Consider the following 18559-nt stretch of genomic DNA (forward strand, 5'->3'; position numbering starts at 1 on the left):
TGCCAATAGAACTTTCATCAGCTAGTTGTGCCTAGCTTGGCTAGGCGCGCGCAGCTCCAAACCGCTCCTATTTCGTGCACAGTCGGGCTTTCGGACAAAATAGAGGGTGCAAACGAGGCTGTCGATTCATTATGTAGAAGTGATAGCAGCCCGTTCCAAGTGAAAAGTTACCTTCTTCTGCTCAAAGAGGTTGTCCGGAATCCCTTGATTGAATAAGGATGGTAAGGTAGGGGATTCCTGACAAAACTCGACAGGAGGTAATCTTTTCCCTTTCCACTTGGTTGTCCACCATGGATCGACAGTCTCACAAACCACTCTTACCGATTCTTCGCTGAAAACTTATATGTTCTGGTGTGAGTTATTCAGCAAGCGACGGCTCATCCACCGTCACCCCCAGGCTCGCCCCGTATTCGATTGCCCGCCGTTACCGGAGCGACTCAAAATAAGCGACTACATCGCGATACGGCAGCTGTCCCCCGAATATATCAAGCGCGCTGCCTACCGTAATATCGAGCTTGCCTTCCGTCAGCCGGTGAAACAGCTCCAGATCGTCCAGCGAACGGGCGCCGCCCGCGTACGTGGTCGGGATGGTCACCCAGCCGGCCAGCTTCTCGACCAGCTGCGTCAGCACGCCGCCGCGTTTGCCTTCGACATCGACGGCATGAATCAGAAATTCGTCGCAGTACCCTTCGAGGCTGCGGATATTCGCTTCATTCAGCTCGAAGTCGCTGAACGTCGTCCAGCCGTTCGTCACGACGAACCATTTGCCGTCCCGTTCCTTGCAGCTCAGATCGATCACAAGCTTCTCCTTGCTCACGGCGGACACGATCCGGTCCAGATTGTCCTGCTGCAGCCGGCCGTCCTGGAACACGTAAGACGTGACAATCACATGCGACGCCCCCTTCTCCAGCCAGCCGGGAGCGCTATCCGCCGTAATGCCTCCGCCGATCTGCAAGCCGCCGGGGTAACCCGCGAGCGCCTGCTCGGCGGCGGCAGCGTTGCCTCCGCCCAGCATAATGACGTGTCCTCCGGTCAATCCGTCATTCCGGAACAGCTCCGCATAGTAGCCCGGCTCCCGGTCGGATACGAAGTTTTCTACGACGCCCTCGTTGTTCGCACTGAGCGTCTCGCCGACGATTTGCTTCACCTTGCCTTGATGAATATCGATACATGGTCTGAATTTCAAACGAATCGGACTCCTCTGCCGTAAAATGCTCTCCCTATTACATTACTGCATAGGTGCGGGGATGTCCATCGCCTCCGGCGCGAGAGCCTATTGGCTAAAACCGATTTATCCGTTGTCACAGCCGGCTCCGGCTTGCTACAATAGCTGTTATATTCACGCTCCCCGCTAACAGCGGGCGAAGAGGAGGAACCGCAATGCGAGATTGTCCTTTCTGCTGGCCGGCCGTCCTGAAAGAAGCGGTAACCGTTACCGCGTATAACGTGTTAATCCGCAGCTTCGATCCGGTGCTCGAAGGATCTTATATGATCGTACCGAAAGCCCATCGTGAAACGGTGTTCGATTTGACCGCAGAGGAATGGGAAGATATGCGCGATCTGCTCCAACAGACGAAAGAGCGGATCGGCGCTGAGTGCGCCCCGGACGGATACAACGTCGGCTGGAACTGCTGCGCCGCAGGCGGCCAGACGGTGCCGCACGCCCACCTCCACATCATCCCGAGATTCGCGGACGAGCCGCTGGCGGGCAAAGGAATCCGCCATCATCTCAAGCAGGAGTCGAACCGGAGACAACGCGGCAGCAACTAAAATGCGGCTGCCCCGAAGTGAGTCACGCCTCACTCCGGGAGCAGCCGCCAGTCCGCTCCAATCGGCAGCTCCTGCACAATCCTGCCGTCTTACTTCCGCTTTACCGCGAATGAACTTCAAAGATCGCAAACTTCAAGTAATCGCCTTCGTCGACGCCGAGAATGCGCGGATGATCGTTGCCTGCGCCGCGGTACTCGACCAGCCGGAGCACTTTGCGGGCATCAGCTGCAGCAGCCAATATCGTCTCCAGGAACAGATCCGGGCGAACGTGGTACGAGCAGCTGGCGGTGACGAGGTATCCGCCTTCGTTGACGAGTTTCATCGCATGCAGATTAATATCTTTGTAGCCCCGGCAGGCGCCCTCTACGGCGCCTTTCGTCTTGGCGAAAGCCGGGGGATCGAGAATGACGACGTCCCACGTCCGCCCTTCCGCGCCGACCGGCTTCGACGTATCCACCTTCGCTTGTCCGGCCGCTGCACGCGTTTTCCGCTCATCAAGCCCTTTTACCTGGGAGCGCAAATAATCGAAGGCGTCCGCAACGACGAACTCGACCCGTTCGCCGAAGCCGTTCAGCTCCACGTTGCGCTTGGCCGTCTCGATCGCATGCTCGGATATATCGAGGCACGTCACCTTCTTGGCCCCGAATCGGCAAGCGTTCAGCGTAAAGCTGCCGGTGTGGGAGAAACATTCCAGCACAGTCGCCCCGTCCCAGTACGGAAACGTCACCCGCTTGCCGTTCGCATTTACAGGAACGAGCTTGCTCCCCCCGTCCCCGGTGCCGCTTGAGTCTGCGGATACTCCCTCTTCCAGGGCGCCCTCCTCTACAAGCCGGATTCCGCTTCGGGTTCCCCAGCCGGTCATCAGCTTGCCGATCGCCGCGCGGTTTTCCCGCTGATCGAAAAAGTAGCCGGTTTTCTGCCCCTGCTCGATGTCGACCTCCATGCGCAGTCCGTTCTCGACGATCTCCACATAACGGGGACAATCGCCATAGAGCGGCCCTTTCGTCTGCTCCAGTCCTTCCAGCTCCCGTACCGGCACATCGCTGCGCTCATAGATCCCGCGCGGCTTCAGCATCTCGGCGAGCGTCTCCACGATGACGCTTTTGCGCCGCTCCATCCCGAGCGACAAAACTTGTACGACGAGCACGTCTTCAAACCGGTCCACGACCAGTCCGGGCAAAAAGTCGGCTTCGCCGTAGACGAGCCGGTACGAGTCCGCCCCTGCAACGAACCTGCGGCGATGCTCCAGACATTGTGCGAATCTTTGCGCGAAAAAGGTCCGGTCCATCTCTTCCAGCGGCGTGTACGAGACGATCCGAACCGCGATCTGCGATTTGGGGTTGATGTACCCGCAGCCCAAATATTGGCCCGTATGATTCGTAACCGAGACCAGATCGCCCGGCTCGTATTCGCCCTGGATGCTTTCGATCTCATTGGCGTAAATCCAGGGATGGCCTTGCTCCAGTCTTTTTTTCCTCTTGCGGTCCAGTATGACCGTTGCCATAATACTCCTCCAGCCAGCTATCGATTTGGGGTTGCGCCGGGGTAGTCCCGGACTTTCTGCTTGCACGAATACAGCTTGTCATGCCCGTCCGGCCGCCGGCATATAGATGAAGTAACGATAAGGTCCATTTCATAGTTTTGCAAGCAAAGGAGATCCCATGACTGCGCAAATCGTACTCCCCTTGTTGGTCGGGCTGGGCATCTTTCTGACCGGGATGAAGGTGATGGAGCTCGCGCTTCATCAATGGGCCGGCTCGTACTTGACCGGTCTGATCGAACGCTTTACACGCACGCCGCTTCGCGGGATGCTGATCGGTACCGGTGTGACCGCCATTCTGCAAAGCAGCAGCGCGATTACGGTCATTACGATCGGTCTGGTCAACGCCGGCATTATGACGTTTCCGAAGACGCTCGGGATCATCCTCGGCACGAATATCGGCACCTGCATCACCACCGAACTGATCGGTTTAAATCTGACCAAGCTCGCGTTCCCGCTGCTGCTCGTCTCCGGCTCGGTCTGGTTCGGAACGCTGCCCTCTACGTTTTACGCCCGGTCGTACCGGCTTCAGCGGACACTGCACCATATCCGCTCCTTGTCGCTGGCCGTCAGCGGCTTCGCCTCGGTCATGCTCGGAGTCGAAGTGATGCAGTCGATCGTTCCGGCGCTCCAGTCCCGGGGGCTGTTCGGCTGGTTCGTCGAACATGCGCAGCGCAGCATCCTGTGGGGAGTCGCGGCGGGAGCCGTCCTGACCGCCATTATCCACAGCAGCGCGGCCACGATCGCCATGACGATGGGATTGGCCGCCGTCGACGCCATTCCGGTGGAGCTGGGCATCGCCATCGTGCTGGGAGCGAACGTCGGCACGTGCGCCACCGCTCTGCTCGCCGCGATCGGAGGCAGCCGGAACGGCCAATTCGTCGCCTGGTCGCATATTGCGCTTAATGTGGGAGGAGCGCTGCTGTTCCTGCCCCTGCTCCCGCTGCTCCATTACGCGTCCGTACTGCTCGGCGCCAATCCGTCCAGCCAGATTGCGCACGCCCAGACGATTTTTAATATCGTCTGCTCGATTTTGGCGCTGCCTCTATGTTATTTGCCTGCCCTGCGCGCCGCCGCCGGTCCGAAGCAGTAACCGGAAACGCCGCATTCCCAGATTCCGTCTCAATATCCGGAAGACCCCGCCGCTCCGTTCATAATCACGACGCCGGAGCTTGTGCCAAGCCGGGTCGCACCCGCCCGGATCATGGAGAGCGCCGCCGCCAAATCCCGCACTCCGCCGGACGCCTTCACCTGAACGTTCGGCGAGACGGCGGCCCTCATCAGCGCCACGTCTTCGACCGTAGCCCCGCCCGGACCGAAGCCGGTCGACGTCTTCACGAAATGGGCGCCCGCCTCTTCCGCCAGCCGGCAGGCGGTACGTTTCTGGTCTTCGTTTAAATAGCCGGTTTCGAGTATAACCTTCACGATCGCTTGGCCGCGCACCGCCTCCACTACCGCCCGGATGTCCTCCCTGACGTAATCTTCATCGCCCGCAAGCAGCGCTCCTACGGCCATAACCATATCGATGTCGGCCGCCCCGTGCTCCGCCGCCCTCGCCGCCTCGTACGCTTTCACGCCGGTTAAGCCCGCTCCAAGCGGAAATCCGACCACCGCGCTTACGCGGACGCCGCTTCCTGCCAGCGCCTTGCTTGCTGCCGGAACCCACATGCCGTTTACGCACACACTGTAAAACCCGTACTGCTTCGCCTCGTCGCACAGCTTGCCGATCGCCGCGACCGTCGCATCCGCTTTCAGCAGCGTATGGTCGATGTACGCTGGCAGCTTCGTTATATCGAAAGAGCCGGTTCCGCTCATCATTCCACCTCGATTCGCAGGGCGTCGAGCGCCTTTTTCAGTACCGAGTCGTTGTTGGCGTAACCTTGCTCCCGCTGCCGCGACCACGCTTCAAGAGGGTCCAGCCATTCCACGCCGCGGATTTCCTCGATCTGGGCTTGCAAATCGCCGCCGGTCGCCTCGACCAGATAATAGTGAACCTCTTTGTCAATCGTCCCGTGCACGGCGTGGTTATACTGATACTTGACCTGTTCCAAGCTCGCGACGATCTTCCCTTCGATACCCGTTTCCTCCAGAATCTCGCGGAGCGCGGTCTGTTCGATCGTCTCGCCCGGCTCCATTTTGCCCTTGGGCAGCGTTTTTTTCCCGTACCGGTCCTGAATCATCTGCACTTCCGTCCTGCCGTCCGGCAGTAAGCGGTATACGACTCCGCCAGCCGATATTTCCTTCATCCGGATCACCTCACCTTTCGGATTATGGTCACAATCGTTGCACGATAACAAGAAGGATTCCGTTTTCCGACATACAACCGGATCACGAAATCCTTGGACATTCCCATCTTCCTGGCAATCAGCCGTTAACGGCCGCCTTCCTAATCTCCGGAGCGGCGACGCTGATCAGCTCGCCCTTGCTCTCGTTAACTCCCGCTTCGGTCAGCTTCACCTTGCACACTTGACCGATCATCGCTTCCGTACCCGGGAACACCAGATTGATGTAATTATCGGAATACCCCATCATCATCCCGCTGTCCGGCGCTCCTTTGTACGTTCGCTCCGGAATAACCTCGAGCGTATGTCCGACGAACTTCTCCGCGTAAGCGAGCTGCATCCTCTCCGACAGATCGATCAGCTCGTGCACGCGCTCGTTTTTCACTTCTTCGTCGATCTGATCCTCCATCCGGGCCGCAGGCGTCCCGGTCCGTTTCGAATAAGGGAACACGTGCATTTCGGCGAATTGCATCCGCTCCATAAATTCGTAGCCGCGGCGGAACATCTCCTCCGTCTCGCCCGGGAAGCCGACGATGATATCGGTGGTGATGGCGACGCCCGGCAGCGCCCGGTGCAGCTTCTCGATCTTCTCTCCGAACTCTGCCGTCGTATACTTCCGGCGCATCCGCGCAAGTACGGTGTCATCGCCGGCTTGAAGCGGCACGTGCAGATGACGGCACATTTTATCGGAAGACTTCAGCACTTCGATGACTTTATCGGTAATTTGGCTCGCTTCAATCGAACTGATGCGAATCCGCTTCAGCCCTTCGACCCGATCCAGGTCGCGAAGCAGGTCGGCCAAATCGTAATCTTGAATATCTTCGCCGTAGCCCCCGGTATGAATACCGGTCAGCACGATCTCCTTGTATCCGGCTTCTACAAGCATATGCGCCTGCTTGATGACGCTGTCGGGCTTCCGGCTGCGCATCAGGCCTCGCGACCACGGAATGATGCAGAATGTGCAGAAATTGTTGCAGCCTTCCTGAATTTTCAGGAAAGCGCGTGTCCGGTCGGCAAAATCCGGAACGTCTAACTCCTCGAACTCGCGGGTTTTCATAATGTTGCGGACCGCATTGATCGGCTGGCGCTCCTCCCGGTACTGCTTCACGAGCGGAAGAATCTGATCCCTGCTCTGCGTGCCGATAACGAGATCGACACCAGGGATCGCCAAAATTTCCGCCGGAGACGTCTGGGCATAACAGCCCGTCACGGCCACGATCGCGTCCGGGTTGCGGCGGACGGCGCGGCGGATAATCTGCCTGCTTTTCTTGTCCCCCGTATTCGTCACCGTACACGTATTGATGACATAAACGTCTGCGGTTTGTTCGAAATCGACCTGCTCGTAGCCTTCGTTTTTGAACAGCTGCCAGATCGCTTCGGTATCGTAAAAATTAACTTTGCAGCCAAGCGTATAAAACGCGACTGTCGACATTTCGTCAGCCTCCCATCTCTCCGGCTTCGTATAACAAACAAGTCAGTCCTACCATGCCGGCCGTTTCCGTTCTTAAAATCCGTCTGCCGAGCTTGACGCAGACACACCCCGCCGCTTCGGCCTCCGCGGCCTCGCGTTCGGTGAAGCCGCCTTCGGGACCGACGATCAGCATCACGTTCATGCCGGCCGCCCCGCCCCGCCCGGCAATCGCCTGCAAAGCCGCCTGCTTCAGCATCGTGCCTTCTTCTTTTTCGTAACAAAAAAATGCCTTGTCCGCCTCGCGGGCCGCTTGCAGCAGCTGCTTCCAGGAGCACGGCGGCTCGACCGCCGGAATCCGGTTGCGGTGCGCCTGCTCGGCCGCTTCCTTGGCGATTTTGTGCCAGCGCTCCAGCCGCTTCGACTCCTTCTTCGCATCGTACTGGACGACCGTCCGCTCCGATACGAAGGGCAGGAACCGGACCGCGCCGATCTCCGTTCCTTTTTGAATAACGGTTTCCAGCTTGTCGCCTTTGGGCAGGCTCTGGGCGATCGTCACGCGGATCGCCGGCTCGGCCAGCATCGGCAGCGGCTCGACTACGACCGCCACGACGCGGTCCTTCGAGATGTGTCCGAGCTTCGCCAGCACTTCCCGGTTGTCGCCGTTACTGATAATAATCGTGTCGCCCGTGCGGGCGCGCATTACGTTCGCGATATGATGAGCGTCGTCACCGGTCACGATCGCTTCGGATTCCGTCAACTGCTCCGGCGGAATGAAATAACGCTGCATAACACCCAACCATTCTTTACGCTGTAGTTGCCTCGCTTCCTGCGAATCGGATCGCAAGATGAAACCATCTTCCATCATACAATGTTTTTTGTCGAATTTCTACTGCGGACGATTCAAAGAGACGGCGCAGCCGATAGGTCTGCGCCGTCCGAGGTTAGATGAAGATCGCGATAAACTTGCTCATCGAGTAGATCAGATCCCCGCCCAAGGCAAACAACGGATCGATTGTCACCCTTCTCAGCGGCGTAATGAAAATAAGCAGCAAAAATACGAAAATGCCCCATTGTTCATTTTGCGCCATTTTGACCCGGATATGCGTCGGCGCCAAATCCTCGACGATCCGGTAGCCGTCCAGCGGCGGCAGCGGAATCAGGTTAAAGATGAACAGCACGATGTTCAGCTCGATCAGCAGCCTGAGGAACAGATCGATCGCCCGGATCACTCCGACCGAGGCGCTGTTGAGCACGCCCGTTCCGGCCAGAATATGATAGAGCAGCAGGCCGACGAAGGCCAGAATCAGGTTGCTCAAAGGTCCGACAGCCGAGACGATGATCCCCATCAGCCGCGGGTTTTTGAAGTTCGCCCGGTTGACCGGAACGGGCTTGGCCCATCCGAAGCCGGCGATGAAGATCAGGATCGTACCGATCACGTCCAGATGGACGCGGGGATTCAGCGTAACCCGGCCGAGCTGCTTCGCCGTCGGATCGCCGAATTTGTAAGCCGAGTACGCGTGGGCAAATTCATGGAATGTAAAAGCAATCACAAGGACCAAAAAAACGAACGGCAGCTCTTCGAGCGGATACCGTAAAAAACTGTTCAACCCTTCCATCGTCGTCCGTCACCTACCGTTTCTTCGCTACGATCGCTACCCAGTCCTGGTCGCGCTCGACTCGTTCGATCTCGAATCCGGCTTCGGTCAGCCCTGCGGAGACGGCATGTTCCTTATCTTTGTAGATCCCCGATGTCAGGTAGGTTCCGCCGCTGCCCAGTACGTCGTATACGTCTTTGGTGAACAGCAAGATGATTTCGGCCAATATATTCGCTACGACGAGCTGAACCGGAAGCCGGACGCCGAACGCCGGAGCCGCCGCTCCTTCGCCCCCGCTCGAAGCCGCCTCAGCGCTGCGGAGAATGCCGAGCAGATCGCTTTCCATCACGTCGATTTGTCCGGATAGCCCGTTCAGCTCCACATTCTCCGAAGCGTTCTTCACCGCGACCGGATCGAGGTCGAGCGCCAGCACCCGACGTGCGCCCAGCTTCGCCGCCGCGATCGCCAGCACGCCGGAGCCCGTCCCTACGTCGATCAGCTCGGCATCCGGCGTTACGTACTCTTCCAGCAGCCGCAGGCACAGCGAGGTGGTCGGATGTGTTCCGGTACCGAAGGCCATACCCGGATCGAGCTCCAAAATAATCTCATCATCGCTTTCTTTCTCATACGTTTCCCAGGTCGGCTTGATCGTCAACCGGTTCGAAATGCGCATAGGCTTGTAATACTGCTTCCAGCCGTGCGCCCAGTCTTCCTCGTCGACCTCCCGGGTCGTAATCTCCGCCTTGCCCACGTCATATCCGAGTTCGTCCCGCACGAACCGGACATGCTCGCTGATTTGCGCGATCAGTTCATCGATATTTTCCGGCTCGGCGAAATACGCCTGGATAACCGCTTCTCCTTCGGGAATATCGTTAAGCGGCGTATCGTACAATTGGCCGTACGACGTATCCCGCTCCTTGTTCAGCGTACCGGATTCCTCGATCGTGACTCCTCCGGCCCCCAACTCGTGAAATCCGCTTGCAATCAGTTCTCCGACTTCCTCGCGCGTATGTATCGATATTTCCTGCCAGCGCATCGTATTCCTCCTATAGGGTCGTGCCCTTCCATTCCATCCATTGTACACCATTCCGGCAGAGCGAGTAAAATCCGCCAGAGCCGCCCCGGCCTTAAGGCAGCGGCGCATCCGGTCAGCGGTTTGCCCCGGCGGCCGCATCTGGTACAATATGGATACGTGCAAATCCGCTTGGAAAGGAGCTGACAAAATGGCCCGCAACCGCCGATTAACGACCGACCGGGACTTCCAGGAAGCGATGGAGGGTGAGGTCGCCATCCGCGTCTTTCAGGACGATCATATGATCGACTCCGGCGGTATCGTGATCCGGTTCGACGACGATACCGTCGTCACTCAGGCCGGTGTAAGCGAGCTGGCTTATCATCCCAGGACGCTATGCGAATTTTTCGAGATGAAGGAACGAAGAGGAGGCTGACCGAATGACCGGCAGAACTATCGGATTTCTGGCGCTAAGACTGTTGTCCGTCTATTTGTTCATTCAGGCTTTATCGTGGGCGTCGAACCTGTTCGGCTATGCGTACGTTTCCAGCCCCGCCATCGCGGGTGGACCGGGGACGAGCGGGCTGCTGCTGCTCTCTGTCGGACCGTCCGTCCTGTTTTTGCTGGCAAGCCTTTTCTTCTGGTTCCGCACCGAGAAGCTCGTAGGGCACTTTACTCTTCGGGACGCGGCCGAGCCTGACGACAACCGGCATTCGCGCTTTTTCGAGCTCGCCCTGATGGTGGCCGGTACGATTCTCGTCGCCGTCTCCATACCGGAGCTGTTCGCCATTCTGCATAATACGGCCCTGATCGGGATCGACCCGGTTATGGACAATCCAAAGGTCCGGTACGAGATCGGATTCACAGCAGCGAAGCTGGTTACGAAGCTGCTTCTGGGCGGGCTGCTGGTATTCCGCTCCAAAGCGATTGTCGCCCGCCTCAATAAGTGGAGAGACCGGTAGTAACAGTTCTCGGTAACAGAGGGGGATCGCTATGCTGGACAAAAGCATGCCTTATGCGCGCGTCATTATGAAACGGCAGCCGGGCACGCCCGTTCCGGCAGCCGGATTGCCGGCAGGATATTCCTTCGAGTATTACCGGGACGGGGATGAGCTCGCGTGGGGCATCATCGAGGCGTCCGTAGCCGAGTTCGAACACGCGGAGGAAGCGACGCAATATTTTCGCGAAAACTATGTCCCTTACGCGACCGAAGTAAGCCGGCGGACGTTGTTCATCCGGAATGAAGCGGGCAACAAGGTCGCTACGTTTACCGCCTGGTGGAACTATACGGGGAACCGCCGCTATCCGTTTATGCATTGGGTTGCGGTCATGCCGCGCTACCAGGGGCTCGGCCTCGGCCGAGCGATCGTCGCGCAAGGCGTCCATCGGATGATCGAGCTGGAGGGCGACTGTACGATGTATATACCGACCCAGACATGGAGCCATAAGGCGATCCGGCTGTACCGGTGGGCCGGCTTCGAGCCGGTGCTCGATGAAGCGGCGCCAGGCGGCTTCGAGAACCAGACGGCGAGGGCGCTGACTTTGATCGGACATTTGCTTTAAATGCCCGGCGACGAAACCGCGTCCGCTCCCTTGCCTCCCGGCTTCCCTGCATCACCCCCTTACCGTTAGAAATGGCCCGTCCGGCTTGGAATTCGCGTTTTTTCGGAACAAACACAGGATTTTCGGTGCAAATGGCGAATAATGTATATAGCACCGTTTATATTAATTCTCGAGGAGGTAGCGCATGTACAAACTGAAGGACAAAGAAATCATCTTCGTCTTTACGGGTCCGACCGGAGCAGGGCGCAAAACGATCGCCGAGATGGCCGGGACGACAATCCAGATGAAGCAAGTCATCTCCTGCACGACCCGTCAGCCCAGAGCGAACGAGGCGGACGGCCGCGACTACCACTTCATTACCAGAGAACAGTTCGAAGCCTCCCGGCGCAACGACGAATTCATCGAAACGGTCGAAATCGACGGCGTCCATTACGGCCTGAGAAGCGCCGATGTAGAAGCCGGCCTGCAGCAGTTCGGATGCATCTATCTCGTGCTGAACCGGTACGGTGCGGAAATCCTGAAAGAAGTGTACGGGGATAAAGTGAAGCGGTTTTTCATCTACGCAAGCCGCGAGACGATCTTAAACCGCCTGAAGGATCGCGGAGATTCGCAGGAGCGGATCGATGGATACTTGTCCCATTACGAAGAAGAGATGGCGTACCGGAACGAATGCGAGCACGCTTACGAAAATATCGACTCGTCGCATACGATCTACGATCTCGCGAAAGCGATGGAACACTATTTGCAGCGGGGTCTTGTCGACCTCGATTAATAACCGCCCGTGCGCTGCCCGTATGAATAGCGGCGAGACGCGATACGGCGCACTACGAACAAGAGACCGCAGTCCGGACACGCGCCGGCGGCAGTCTCTTGTTTGCTGTTGTTACAGAAGCGGGGAAAGCAGCCTGGCGCACGATTCGAGAAACCGTTTGAACAGCGGGCGTTCCAGATACTTCTTCTCGGTCAGCTCCGTGCTGTTGCGCTGATCCTCCAGGAAAATATCCTGCAGCGCCGTAGCGGTCGCGGTGTCGTACAGAAAGGCGTTGACCTCGAAGTTCAGCTTGAAGCTGCGCAGATCGATATTGGCCGTTCCGACCGAGGCGACCCTTCCGTCGACAACGATGGTTTTCGCGTGCAGAAACCCTTTGTCGTACAAATAACATTTGACTCCGACCGACAGCAGTTCCCCCAAATACGAGGTGGACGCCCAGTAGACCAGCTTATGATCCGGTTTGCCGGGAAGCATGAGCCGGACGTCCACGCCGGACAAGGCGGCCATCTTCAGCGAAGTCATCAGGCTCTCGTCGGGAACGAAGTAGGGCGTCTGAATCCATACGCTTTGCTTGGCGGCATGAATCATCTTGATATACGCTTTTTTGATTTGCTCCAGGTCGTTGTTCGGGCCGCTGGAGACAACCTGCATGCCGACTTTGCCCGGATGCCGAGCCGACGGGAAATAGGGAGTCACTTCAGCTACCTTCGCTTCCGACGACAAGTTCCAATCGAGCAGAAACTGCATCTGCATCTGGAACAAGCCTCCCCCGCGCACTTTCAAGTGCGTATCCCGCCAGTCGCCAAACCGTTTGTCCAGCCCGAGATATTCGTCTCCTACGTTTAATCCGCCGATATACCCACACGAGCCGTCGATAATCGCCAGCTTCCGGTGGTTGCGGTAATTGAGCCGAAAGTTCAAGTACGGGATTTTGGGAGGGAAAAACGCCGCGGTCCTGCCTCCCGCCTCGGTAAGCGGCCGGAAAAACCGTTTGGACAGCCCCGGGCTGCCGATATGATCGTACAGAAACCGCACCTCGACCCCTTCCCTCGCCTTGCGCGCAAGCGCCTGGATAAGCGATCGGCCCAGCTTGTCGTTTTTGACGATATAATACATCAGATGAATGTGATGCTTCGCCTTCGATATATCGGCCAGCAGCGAATTGAACTTGCTCCTGCCCTCGGTAAAAATCTCAATATCGTTATCCTGCGTATAAATCGACTGGCCGCTCGCCAAGTTCAAGTAGATCATATCCTGAAAATGGATCATCGCAGGGTCGTGAAACCGGATTTGCCGGATGTCCCGCTTCTGCCGCTCGACGAGATCGTTCACGAACTCGCGCTGCTCGGCTTTGATCTTGTAAATTTTGCGGCGGCTTAAGTTTTGTCCGAGAAACAAATAAAGCAAAAATCCGATACCGGGCAAAAAAAACAAAACCATCAGCCAAGCCCACGTTACGCCGACGTTCCGTCTTTCCAGAAAGATGACCGTCGCGGCAAGCAGCAAGTTGAGCAAGGAGAGCAGCGAATATACGTTTTGCATCGATATTTCCATAGTTGTCCAACTCCTCAAGCAGGTTGCTGGCATAAAACGATCCCGGCCGTCAAGCGACAATCGTCCGACAAATATGTGGAATTTCAAGCTATGTATCATTATAGCAGGAAGGCCGGACGTGTAACAGGTGCACAAAAAAGACGGGAACACGTGTTCCCGTCTCCGTATCGTATCGCCGGACCGATCTGAAGCCGGACATACGCTATCAGCGTCTTGCCCGCAGAGCGGCCGCAGCGCCCGCTTGCCCGAACTGCACGAAATATACTGCGGTTACGACGATCACCATAACCGAGAGAAAGACGAAAATGTTGCTGTACAGCGCCGCTTCTACAGGCGGGAGCGGGTTCAGCCGCAGCGCCGACGTTCCCGAGTCGAGCGTTTTTCCGATCAGAGCCGTCGCCGAAGCTGCCGCGATGAAGTTCAGCATGGCGAACAGTCCCATCCCGACTCCGGTCTGCTCGGGCGTAAGCGTGCGCGATATCGTATTGGACATGGCAATCTGCATGAACGACTGTCCGACGTTGCCGAAGATCAGGAAAAATGCAACGATCAGCGGCGAATAGCCGACGACCGACGATAACGTCAAGAAGCTGAATAAGATAAGCGATGCCGCAATCGTATACAGATACCGGTTGCCCTTCAGATCGGCCAGCTTGCCCCCTTGACGGCCCAGCAAAGCGGTGCAGATCGCCGCCGGAAACATGACGAATCCTACGGCAAGAGGGGACAGATGGTTGACGTTCGCAAGCAATTGCGGAGCCAGGAACGGGATGGCGAAGTTAAGTCCCGTCATCAGAAAGGCGATGACGAGCCCGAGCGTAAAGGAGCGGTTGCGGAAGATGGCCGGCTGAACGAACGGCTCCTCGGCGGACCGGATGCGCACGATAAACAGGACGAAAAGCACCAGCCCCAAACCGCACAGCAGCAAGCTTCCCGTTGTGATCGCAAGCAATAGGGTCGCAACCGTCGCGGCCAATGCTACCCCTCCGATGAGATCGATCTTGCGCGCCGCCCCGCGTTCGTCGTCCAAATATTTACGATAATAAGGAAGCACGAATATGGCCAGTACGGATAAGGCGAACAAATACCGCCAATTGACCAGTCCGGACACGATGCCGGATACGATCGGACCAAGCGCGGCGCCGAGAGCGAGCCCCACCGCCGTCATCCCGAGCGCGCGGCCTCTCCGCTCCTGCGGAAAATACCGGACCGGCACGATCATCGCCGCCGCCGGAATAACCGAACCTCCCGCCGCCTGAAATAACCTTCCGGCGATGACCATCCAATAATCCGTCGCGGCCAGCCCGATCACGGAGCCGAACGCGAACGCGCAAATCCCGTAGGTCAGCAAATCTTTAAGCCGGTACTTGTCGGCCAGCTTGCCGAACGTGACGGAGCCGATCGCATACACGATCATATAACCGGTCAGCATCCAGCTTGCCTGCGACGGCGTCAGGTCGAATTCCCGGCCGATAACCGGCAGCGCGACGTTAAACATCGAAGCGTTCATAACGGAAATAATTAAAGTAAATACGAGCACGCGAAGCAGCTTATCGGCTTGCTTCAGCCGTGCGGGTGAGATCTCTTCCATCCGTCTTCCCTTCTTTCCCATTCCTCGAATGCCGCTCTTCATAATTTCTTTACATTGCATACTTTCTATATAACTATGTTTCGTATTATGCGGAACAAACGGCCGGGTGTCAATCCTTTTTTCACTACTCACTTCCCCGGCCGCGAGCGTAATCCCGGCTGGATCGAGCGCTGTTACAACTGTCGGGACACGTCGGTACGGCAAAAGAGCTGCCCCCAGCCCGCTCGCCAGGAACAGCTCTTTAGTTGGTTGCTTAAACTTCCGCTGTGCTGACCCTGCCGGCCTGAGCAATACCCGCTAGCAGATGCAGGATTTCCGTTTCATGCCCAATTTGCCGGCCAATTCGACTTTATGAATATATTCCTCCGCAAGCGGAACTTTGCAAGCCGTCTGGCCGACATCCACATGGACTTTGCCGATCGCCCGGGCGGAGTCCAGCGCTTCCTGCTGCAGCTCGGGGATATAGGAGCCTACCGCAATAACGAACCCGTTCATCGTATACCGCACCCAGTTGCGCTCCTGATGAATCGTATCGCGAACGACGCGCAGCAGACCGCGAATGTGTTCGATATCCAGCTGATCGTCCGGTGTGATAGATATATAATTCGCATACGTGCTCCATCCGCAGACCGCTTTCAACTCCTCTTCGGAGGCGATCCATTCCTTCGCCAGCTCGAGCGCATGCGCGCTCTCGGCCGCTACGCCGGCCACTGTATATTCGGCCGGACCGTGCCAGCTCGCTTGGTCCGCCCACAGCCGAAGCTCGTCTGCGGTCATCGATTTCGGATTGATCGACAGCCCGGCCAAGTACATCGCGTCGTAATTGCCGGAATCGTACAGCGCCAGCGCCAGCTCGCGGTTTTTTTTCACGTGCTTCACCAGCTTTTTCAGATCCCCGACCTTAACGCCGAATAAAGGCTCGTGCGCTCCATGACGGAGAAACGTCCGCTTGGTCTGCTCCGTTCCGAGCTCCTTCAAGTTGTCCATTACTTCTTCATAAGTCATAGGCTCACCGCTTTCTGCGCTTTATTGACATTATGGCACAGAAAACTTGTAGAAGGAAAGCTGCGGTTCGCTGAGCACGTGTCCCCCCGTTGCGGGCTGCACCGAAAAAAGAGCCGCACCCCAAAGCGGGAACGGCTCCGGCTCCATATAATAAAGGTAAAACTTGCACATCCGGTGCGTTCGTTATACGTCGGTAACCGTGATTCCCAAGCTTTGCAACTGCTCGGTTGTCACTCGGTCCAGCTCCGAATCGGTAACGATTTCGTGCACTTTGTGCAGAGGGGCGACATGCGTAAACGCCTGAACGCCGAACTTGCTCGAATCGGCCAGCAACACGACACGTTCCGCGATCCCGATCATCTTCTGCTTGATGCGGCCCTGCAGCTCGTTCGATTCACTGATGCCCCGCTCCAGGTGGACGCCCTTGCAGGACAAAAAGGCGAGATCGACATGATACGCATCAAGCGAACGCTCGGCCAGCGGACCTACGTACGACAGCGAACGGGCGGCGAGAATGCCACCGGTGGAAATGACCTCGATCTTCTCTTTTCCAGCCAGCTCCATCGCGACTTTAATCGAATTCGTCAGCACGGTCAACGGAAGGTCCGGCAGATTCGCCGCCATATACCAGGCCGTCGTGCTTGCGTCGAGAAGAATGCGTCCGTTCGGCGCGATCCGCTTGACCGCTTCCCGGGCGATCCGCTTCTTCTCCTCCGCCTGCGTAATCTCGCGTTCGGCGTAAGGGATCTCCGGCTGCTGCTGGTCCCTGACGCTCACCGCTCCGCCGTGGGAGCGGCGCAGCCGTCCCGACTGCTCCAGCCGGTCCAGATCGCGCCGGATCGTCTCCTCCGTCACCTCGCACAATTCGCTCAGCTCCGACACTCGAATGCTGCCTCTCTCATTGACCAGTTGTACGATTTTCTCGTATCGTTCCGCGACCAGCATGCGTTCCCTCTTTCCGTGTCGTTATTCCGCCAGGCCGGCAGCGGTACGGAATCGTCCGTACGCGTCTTCCCAGGCTTCCCCGTTATTCGGCTCGTATACCTCCACGGGAAACGACTCGCGGATGACCCGCCGCGCTTCCCAGATGTCCGCGAACGCTCCATGAGCGATCCATTGGACGGCCAAGTTGCCGATCGCGCTGCCCTCGGCAGGTCCCGCCCAGACGGGCTTGCCGATCGCGCTTGCCGACCACTGGCACAGCAGCTTGTTCTGGATGCCGCCGCCTACCATATGCAGCCCGCTGAATGCATTCCCGGACAACCGCTCGGTTAACTCCAGCACATAGCGGTATTTTAACGCCAAACTTTCCAAAATACAACGAACGACTTCGCCGGGCTGCTCGGGCGCCCGCTGTCCGGTCTCCCGGCAGTAGTCCCGGATGCGCGGAGTCATATCGCCGGGAGCGAGGAAGCGCGCATCGTCCGGATCGATCCAGGCGGCGAACGCGGGCGCCTGTTCGGCCAGTCCGATCAGTTGCGGATACGATAGCGTCGTCCCGCCGCGCTCCCACTCTCTCTTCGTCTCCTGCAAAATCCACAAGCCCATAATGTTCTTCAGCAGCCGGTACGTGCCGCCTACGCCGCCCTCGTTCGTAAAGTTCAGCTGTTGCGCCAGCTCGCTGATCACCGGACGGTCCGTCTCGGTTCCCATCAGCGACCAGGTGCCGCAGCTCAAGTAAGCGAAGGAGCGGTCTGTCGCCGGAACGGCCGCCACGGCCGATCCCGTGTCGTGTTCCGCCACGGCAATAACGGGGACGGAAGCGATGCCGAGCTCCCCGCATACGGAAGGAAGCAGCTCGCCCGCACTCGCTCCCGGCTGCAGCACCGGACCGAACCAGGACGCCGGAATCCCGATCGCCGCCAGCAAGTCCGCATCCCAATCTCCCCGCAGCGGATTGTACAATTGCGTAGTCGTCGCATTGGAAAATTCGTTGTATATGTCTCCGGTAAGAAAATAGCGCAGCAGATCCGGGATCATCAGAAAGCGGTCCGCCTCCCGCAGAAGCGGCGAATCGTCCCGTTTCATCGCAGCCAGCTGGTAGATCGTATTAAACGGTAGAAACTGAATGCCGGTGCGACCGAAAATATACGGCGGCGTCAGTCGCGCGGAGAGGTTCTCCATCACGCCGTCCGTATGCGTATCCCTGTAATGGTACGGATTGCCCAGCAGCTCGCCGCTTCGGCCGATCAGCCCGAAGTCGACGGCCCACGAGTCGATCGCCAGACTCTGAAGCGTTACGCCGCGGTGCTTGGCCTTGAGCAGCGCCTGCTTCGTCTCATGCAGCAGACGCAGAATGTCCCAGTGCAGTCGTCCCCGCACTTGCACCGGGTCGTTCGGGAACCGGTGCAGCTCTTCCGTTTCGATGGTGCGGCTGTTTAACCGGCCCAGCAGCGCTCTCCCGCTGCTCGCGCCGAGGTCATACGCGAGTATGCTCGTCAATTGATATCACCCAACCCGAATT

19 protein-coding genes are annotated in these 18559 nt (G+C 57.9%); 6 read left to right on the top strand and 13 right to left on the bottom strand.

What is annotated here, in order from left to right:
• Window positions 1-424: 424 nt before the first annotated feature.
• The gene (gene hisA / locus AC3Y2E_RS21810; protein ID WP_379214086.1) at window positions 425-1186 is read right to left on the bottom strand and encodes a phosphoribosylformimino-5-aminoimidazole carboxamide ribotide isomerase; all 762 of its coding nucleotides are present in this window, start codon (window positions 1184-1186) and stop codon (window positions 425-427) included.
• Window positions 1187-1380: 194 nt separating this feature from the next.
• On the opposite strand from hisA, the gene AC3Y2E_RS21815 reads away from it, so the two are divergent.
• Window positions 1381-1770: an HIT family protein gene (locus tag AC3Y2E_RS21815; RefSeq protein ID WP_379214088.1), complete on the top strand. Its 390-nt coding sequence runs from the start codon at window positions 1381-1383 to the stop codon at window positions 1768-1770.
• A 100-nt stretch (window positions 1771-1870) separates the two neighbouring features.
• Here the strand turns inward: AC3Y2E_RS21815 and AC3Y2E_RS21820 are convergent, their stop codons facing one another.
• Complete coding sequence (locus tag AC3Y2E_RS21820; RefSeq protein ID WP_379214090.1) at window positions 1871-3274, bottom strand: class I SAM-dependent rRNA methyltransferase; 1404 nt, start codon at window positions 3272-3274, stop codon at window positions 1871-1873.
• Window positions 3275-3431: 157 nt separating this feature from the next.
• Here AC3Y2E_RS21820 and AC3Y2E_RS21825 point away from each other — a divergent pair, with 157 nt between their 5' ends.
• Complete coding sequence (locus AC3Y2E_RS21825) at window positions 3432-4403, top strand: Na/Pi cotransporter family protein (RefSeq protein ID WP_379214093.1); 972 nt, start codon at window positions 3432-3434, stop codon at window positions 4401-4403.
• 29 nt (window positions 4404-4432) lie between these two features.
• Here AC3Y2E_RS21825 and deoC read toward each other — a convergent pair whose 3' ends face one another.
• The 6 genes from deoC to prmA form a co-directional block, all read right to left on the bottom strand.
• Window positions 4433-5125, bottom strand: a complete 693-nt coding sequence (gene deoC, locus AC3Y2E_RS21830; RefSeq protein ID WP_379214095.1) for a deoxyribose-phosphate aldolase — start codon at window positions 5123-5125, stop codon at window positions 4433-4435.
• Window positions 5125-5556, bottom strand: coding sequence for an NUDIX hydrolase (locus tag AC3Y2E_RS21835; protein ID WP_190929597.1), 432 nt, complete (start codon window positions 5554-5556; stop codon window positions 5125-5127). The genes deoC and AC3Y2E_RS21835 overlap by 1 nt, the downstream gene beginning before the upstream one ends.
• Window positions 5557-5674: 118 nt before the next feature.
• Window positions 5675-7024, bottom strand: coding sequence for a tRNA (N(6)-L-threonylcarbamoyladenosine(37)-C(2))-methylthiotransferase MtaB (gene mtaB / locus AC3Y2E_RS21840; protein WP_379214098.1), 1350 nt, complete (start codon window positions 7022-7024; stop codon window positions 5675-5677).
• 4 nt (window positions 7025-7028) lie between these two features.
• Window positions 7029-7790, bottom strand: a complete 762-nt coding sequence (locus AC3Y2E_RS21845) for a 16S rRNA (uracil(1498)-N(3))-methyltransferase (RefSeq protein ID WP_379214225.1) — start codon at window positions 7788-7790, stop codon at window positions 7029-7031.
• Between the two features lie 154 nt (window positions 7791-7944).
• Window positions 7945-8619, bottom strand: a complete 675-nt coding sequence (locus AC3Y2E_RS21850) for a site-2 protease family protein (RefSeq protein ID WP_190929594.1) — start codon at window positions 8617-8619, stop codon at window positions 7945-7947.
• 13 nt (window positions 8620-8632) lie between these two features.
• Window positions 8633-9634 carry a 50S ribosomal protein L11 methyltransferase gene (gene prmA, locus AC3Y2E_RS21855; protein WP_379214101.1) on the bottom strand — a complete coding sequence of 334 codons (1002 nt, stop codon included), beginning with the start codon at window positions 9632-9634 and terminating at the stop codon, window positions 8633-8635.
• 187 nt (window positions 9635-9821) lie between these two features.
• Here prmA and AC3Y2E_RS21860 point away from each other — a divergent pair, with 187 nt between their 5' ends.
• The 4 genes from AC3Y2E_RS21860 to AC3Y2E_RS21875 all read left to right on the top strand — a co-directional run bounded on the left by AC3Y2E_RS21860 (window position 9822) and on the right by AC3Y2E_RS21875 (window position 11945).
• Window positions 9822-10046 carry a hypothetical protein gene (locus tag AC3Y2E_RS21860; RefSeq protein WP_379214102.1) on the top strand — a complete coding sequence of 75 codons (225 nt, stop codon included), beginning with the start codon at window positions 9822-9824 and terminating at the stop codon, window positions 10044-10046.
• A 4-nt stretch (window positions 10047-10050) separates the two neighbouring features.
• Window positions 10051-10572, top strand: a complete 522-nt coding sequence (locus tag AC3Y2E_RS21865) for a hypothetical protein (protein WP_379214103.1) — start codon at window positions 10051-10053, stop codon at window positions 10570-10572.
• Window positions 10573-10603: 31 nt separating this feature from the next.
• Entirely contained in the window at window positions 10604-11173 is a 570-nt protein-coding gene (locus AC3Y2E_RS21870; RefSeq protein WP_379214105.1) for a GNAT family N-acetyltransferase, read from the top strand.
• Between the two features lie 184 nt (window positions 11174-11357).
• Window positions 11358-11945, top strand: a complete 588-nt coding sequence (locus AC3Y2E_RS21875) for a guanylate kinase (protein ID WP_332074290.1) — start codon at window positions 11358-11360, stop codon at window positions 11943-11945.
• Between the two features lie 111 nt (window positions 11946-12056).
• Here AC3Y2E_RS21875 and cls read toward each other — a convergent pair whose 3' ends face one another.
• The 5 genes from cls to AC3Y2E_RS21900 all read right to left on the bottom strand — a co-directional run bounded on the left by cls (window position 12057) and on the right by AC3Y2E_RS21900 (window position 18537).
• Window positions 12057-13499: a cardiolipin synthase gene (gene cls / locus AC3Y2E_RS21880; RefSeq protein ID WP_190929588.1), complete on the bottom strand. Its 1443-nt coding sequence runs from the start codon at window positions 13497-13499 to the stop codon at window positions 12057-12059.
• A gap of 205 nt (window positions 13500-13704) precedes the next feature.
• Window positions 13705-15090: an MFS transporter gene (locus AC3Y2E_RS21885; protein ID WP_379214109.1), complete on the bottom strand. Its 1386-nt coding sequence runs from the start codon at window positions 15088-15090 to the stop codon at window positions 13705-13707.
• Window positions 15091-15387: 297 nt separating this feature from the next.
• On the bottom strand, window positions 15388-16095 hold the full coding sequence (locus AC3Y2E_RS21890; protein WP_379214111.1) for a DNA alkylation repair protein: 708 nt from the start codon (window positions 16093-16095) through the stop codon (window positions 15388-15390).
• Between the two features lie 183 nt (window positions 16096-16278).
• Window positions 16279-17040, bottom strand: coding sequence for a DeoR/GlpR family DNA-binding transcription regulator (locus tag AC3Y2E_RS21895; RefSeq protein WP_379214113.1), 762 nt, complete (start codon window positions 17038-17040; stop codon window positions 16279-16281).
• Between the two features lie 21 nt (window positions 17041-17061).
• A complete protein-coding gene (locus AC3Y2E_RS21900; protein WP_379214115.1) occupies window positions 17062-18537 on the bottom strand; it encodes a rhamnulokinase in 1476 nt (491 codons plus the stop codon).
• Window positions 18538-18559: the final 22 nt, after the last annotated feature.

It is taken from the genome of Paenibacillus sp. MAH-35 (assembly GCF_058135425.1).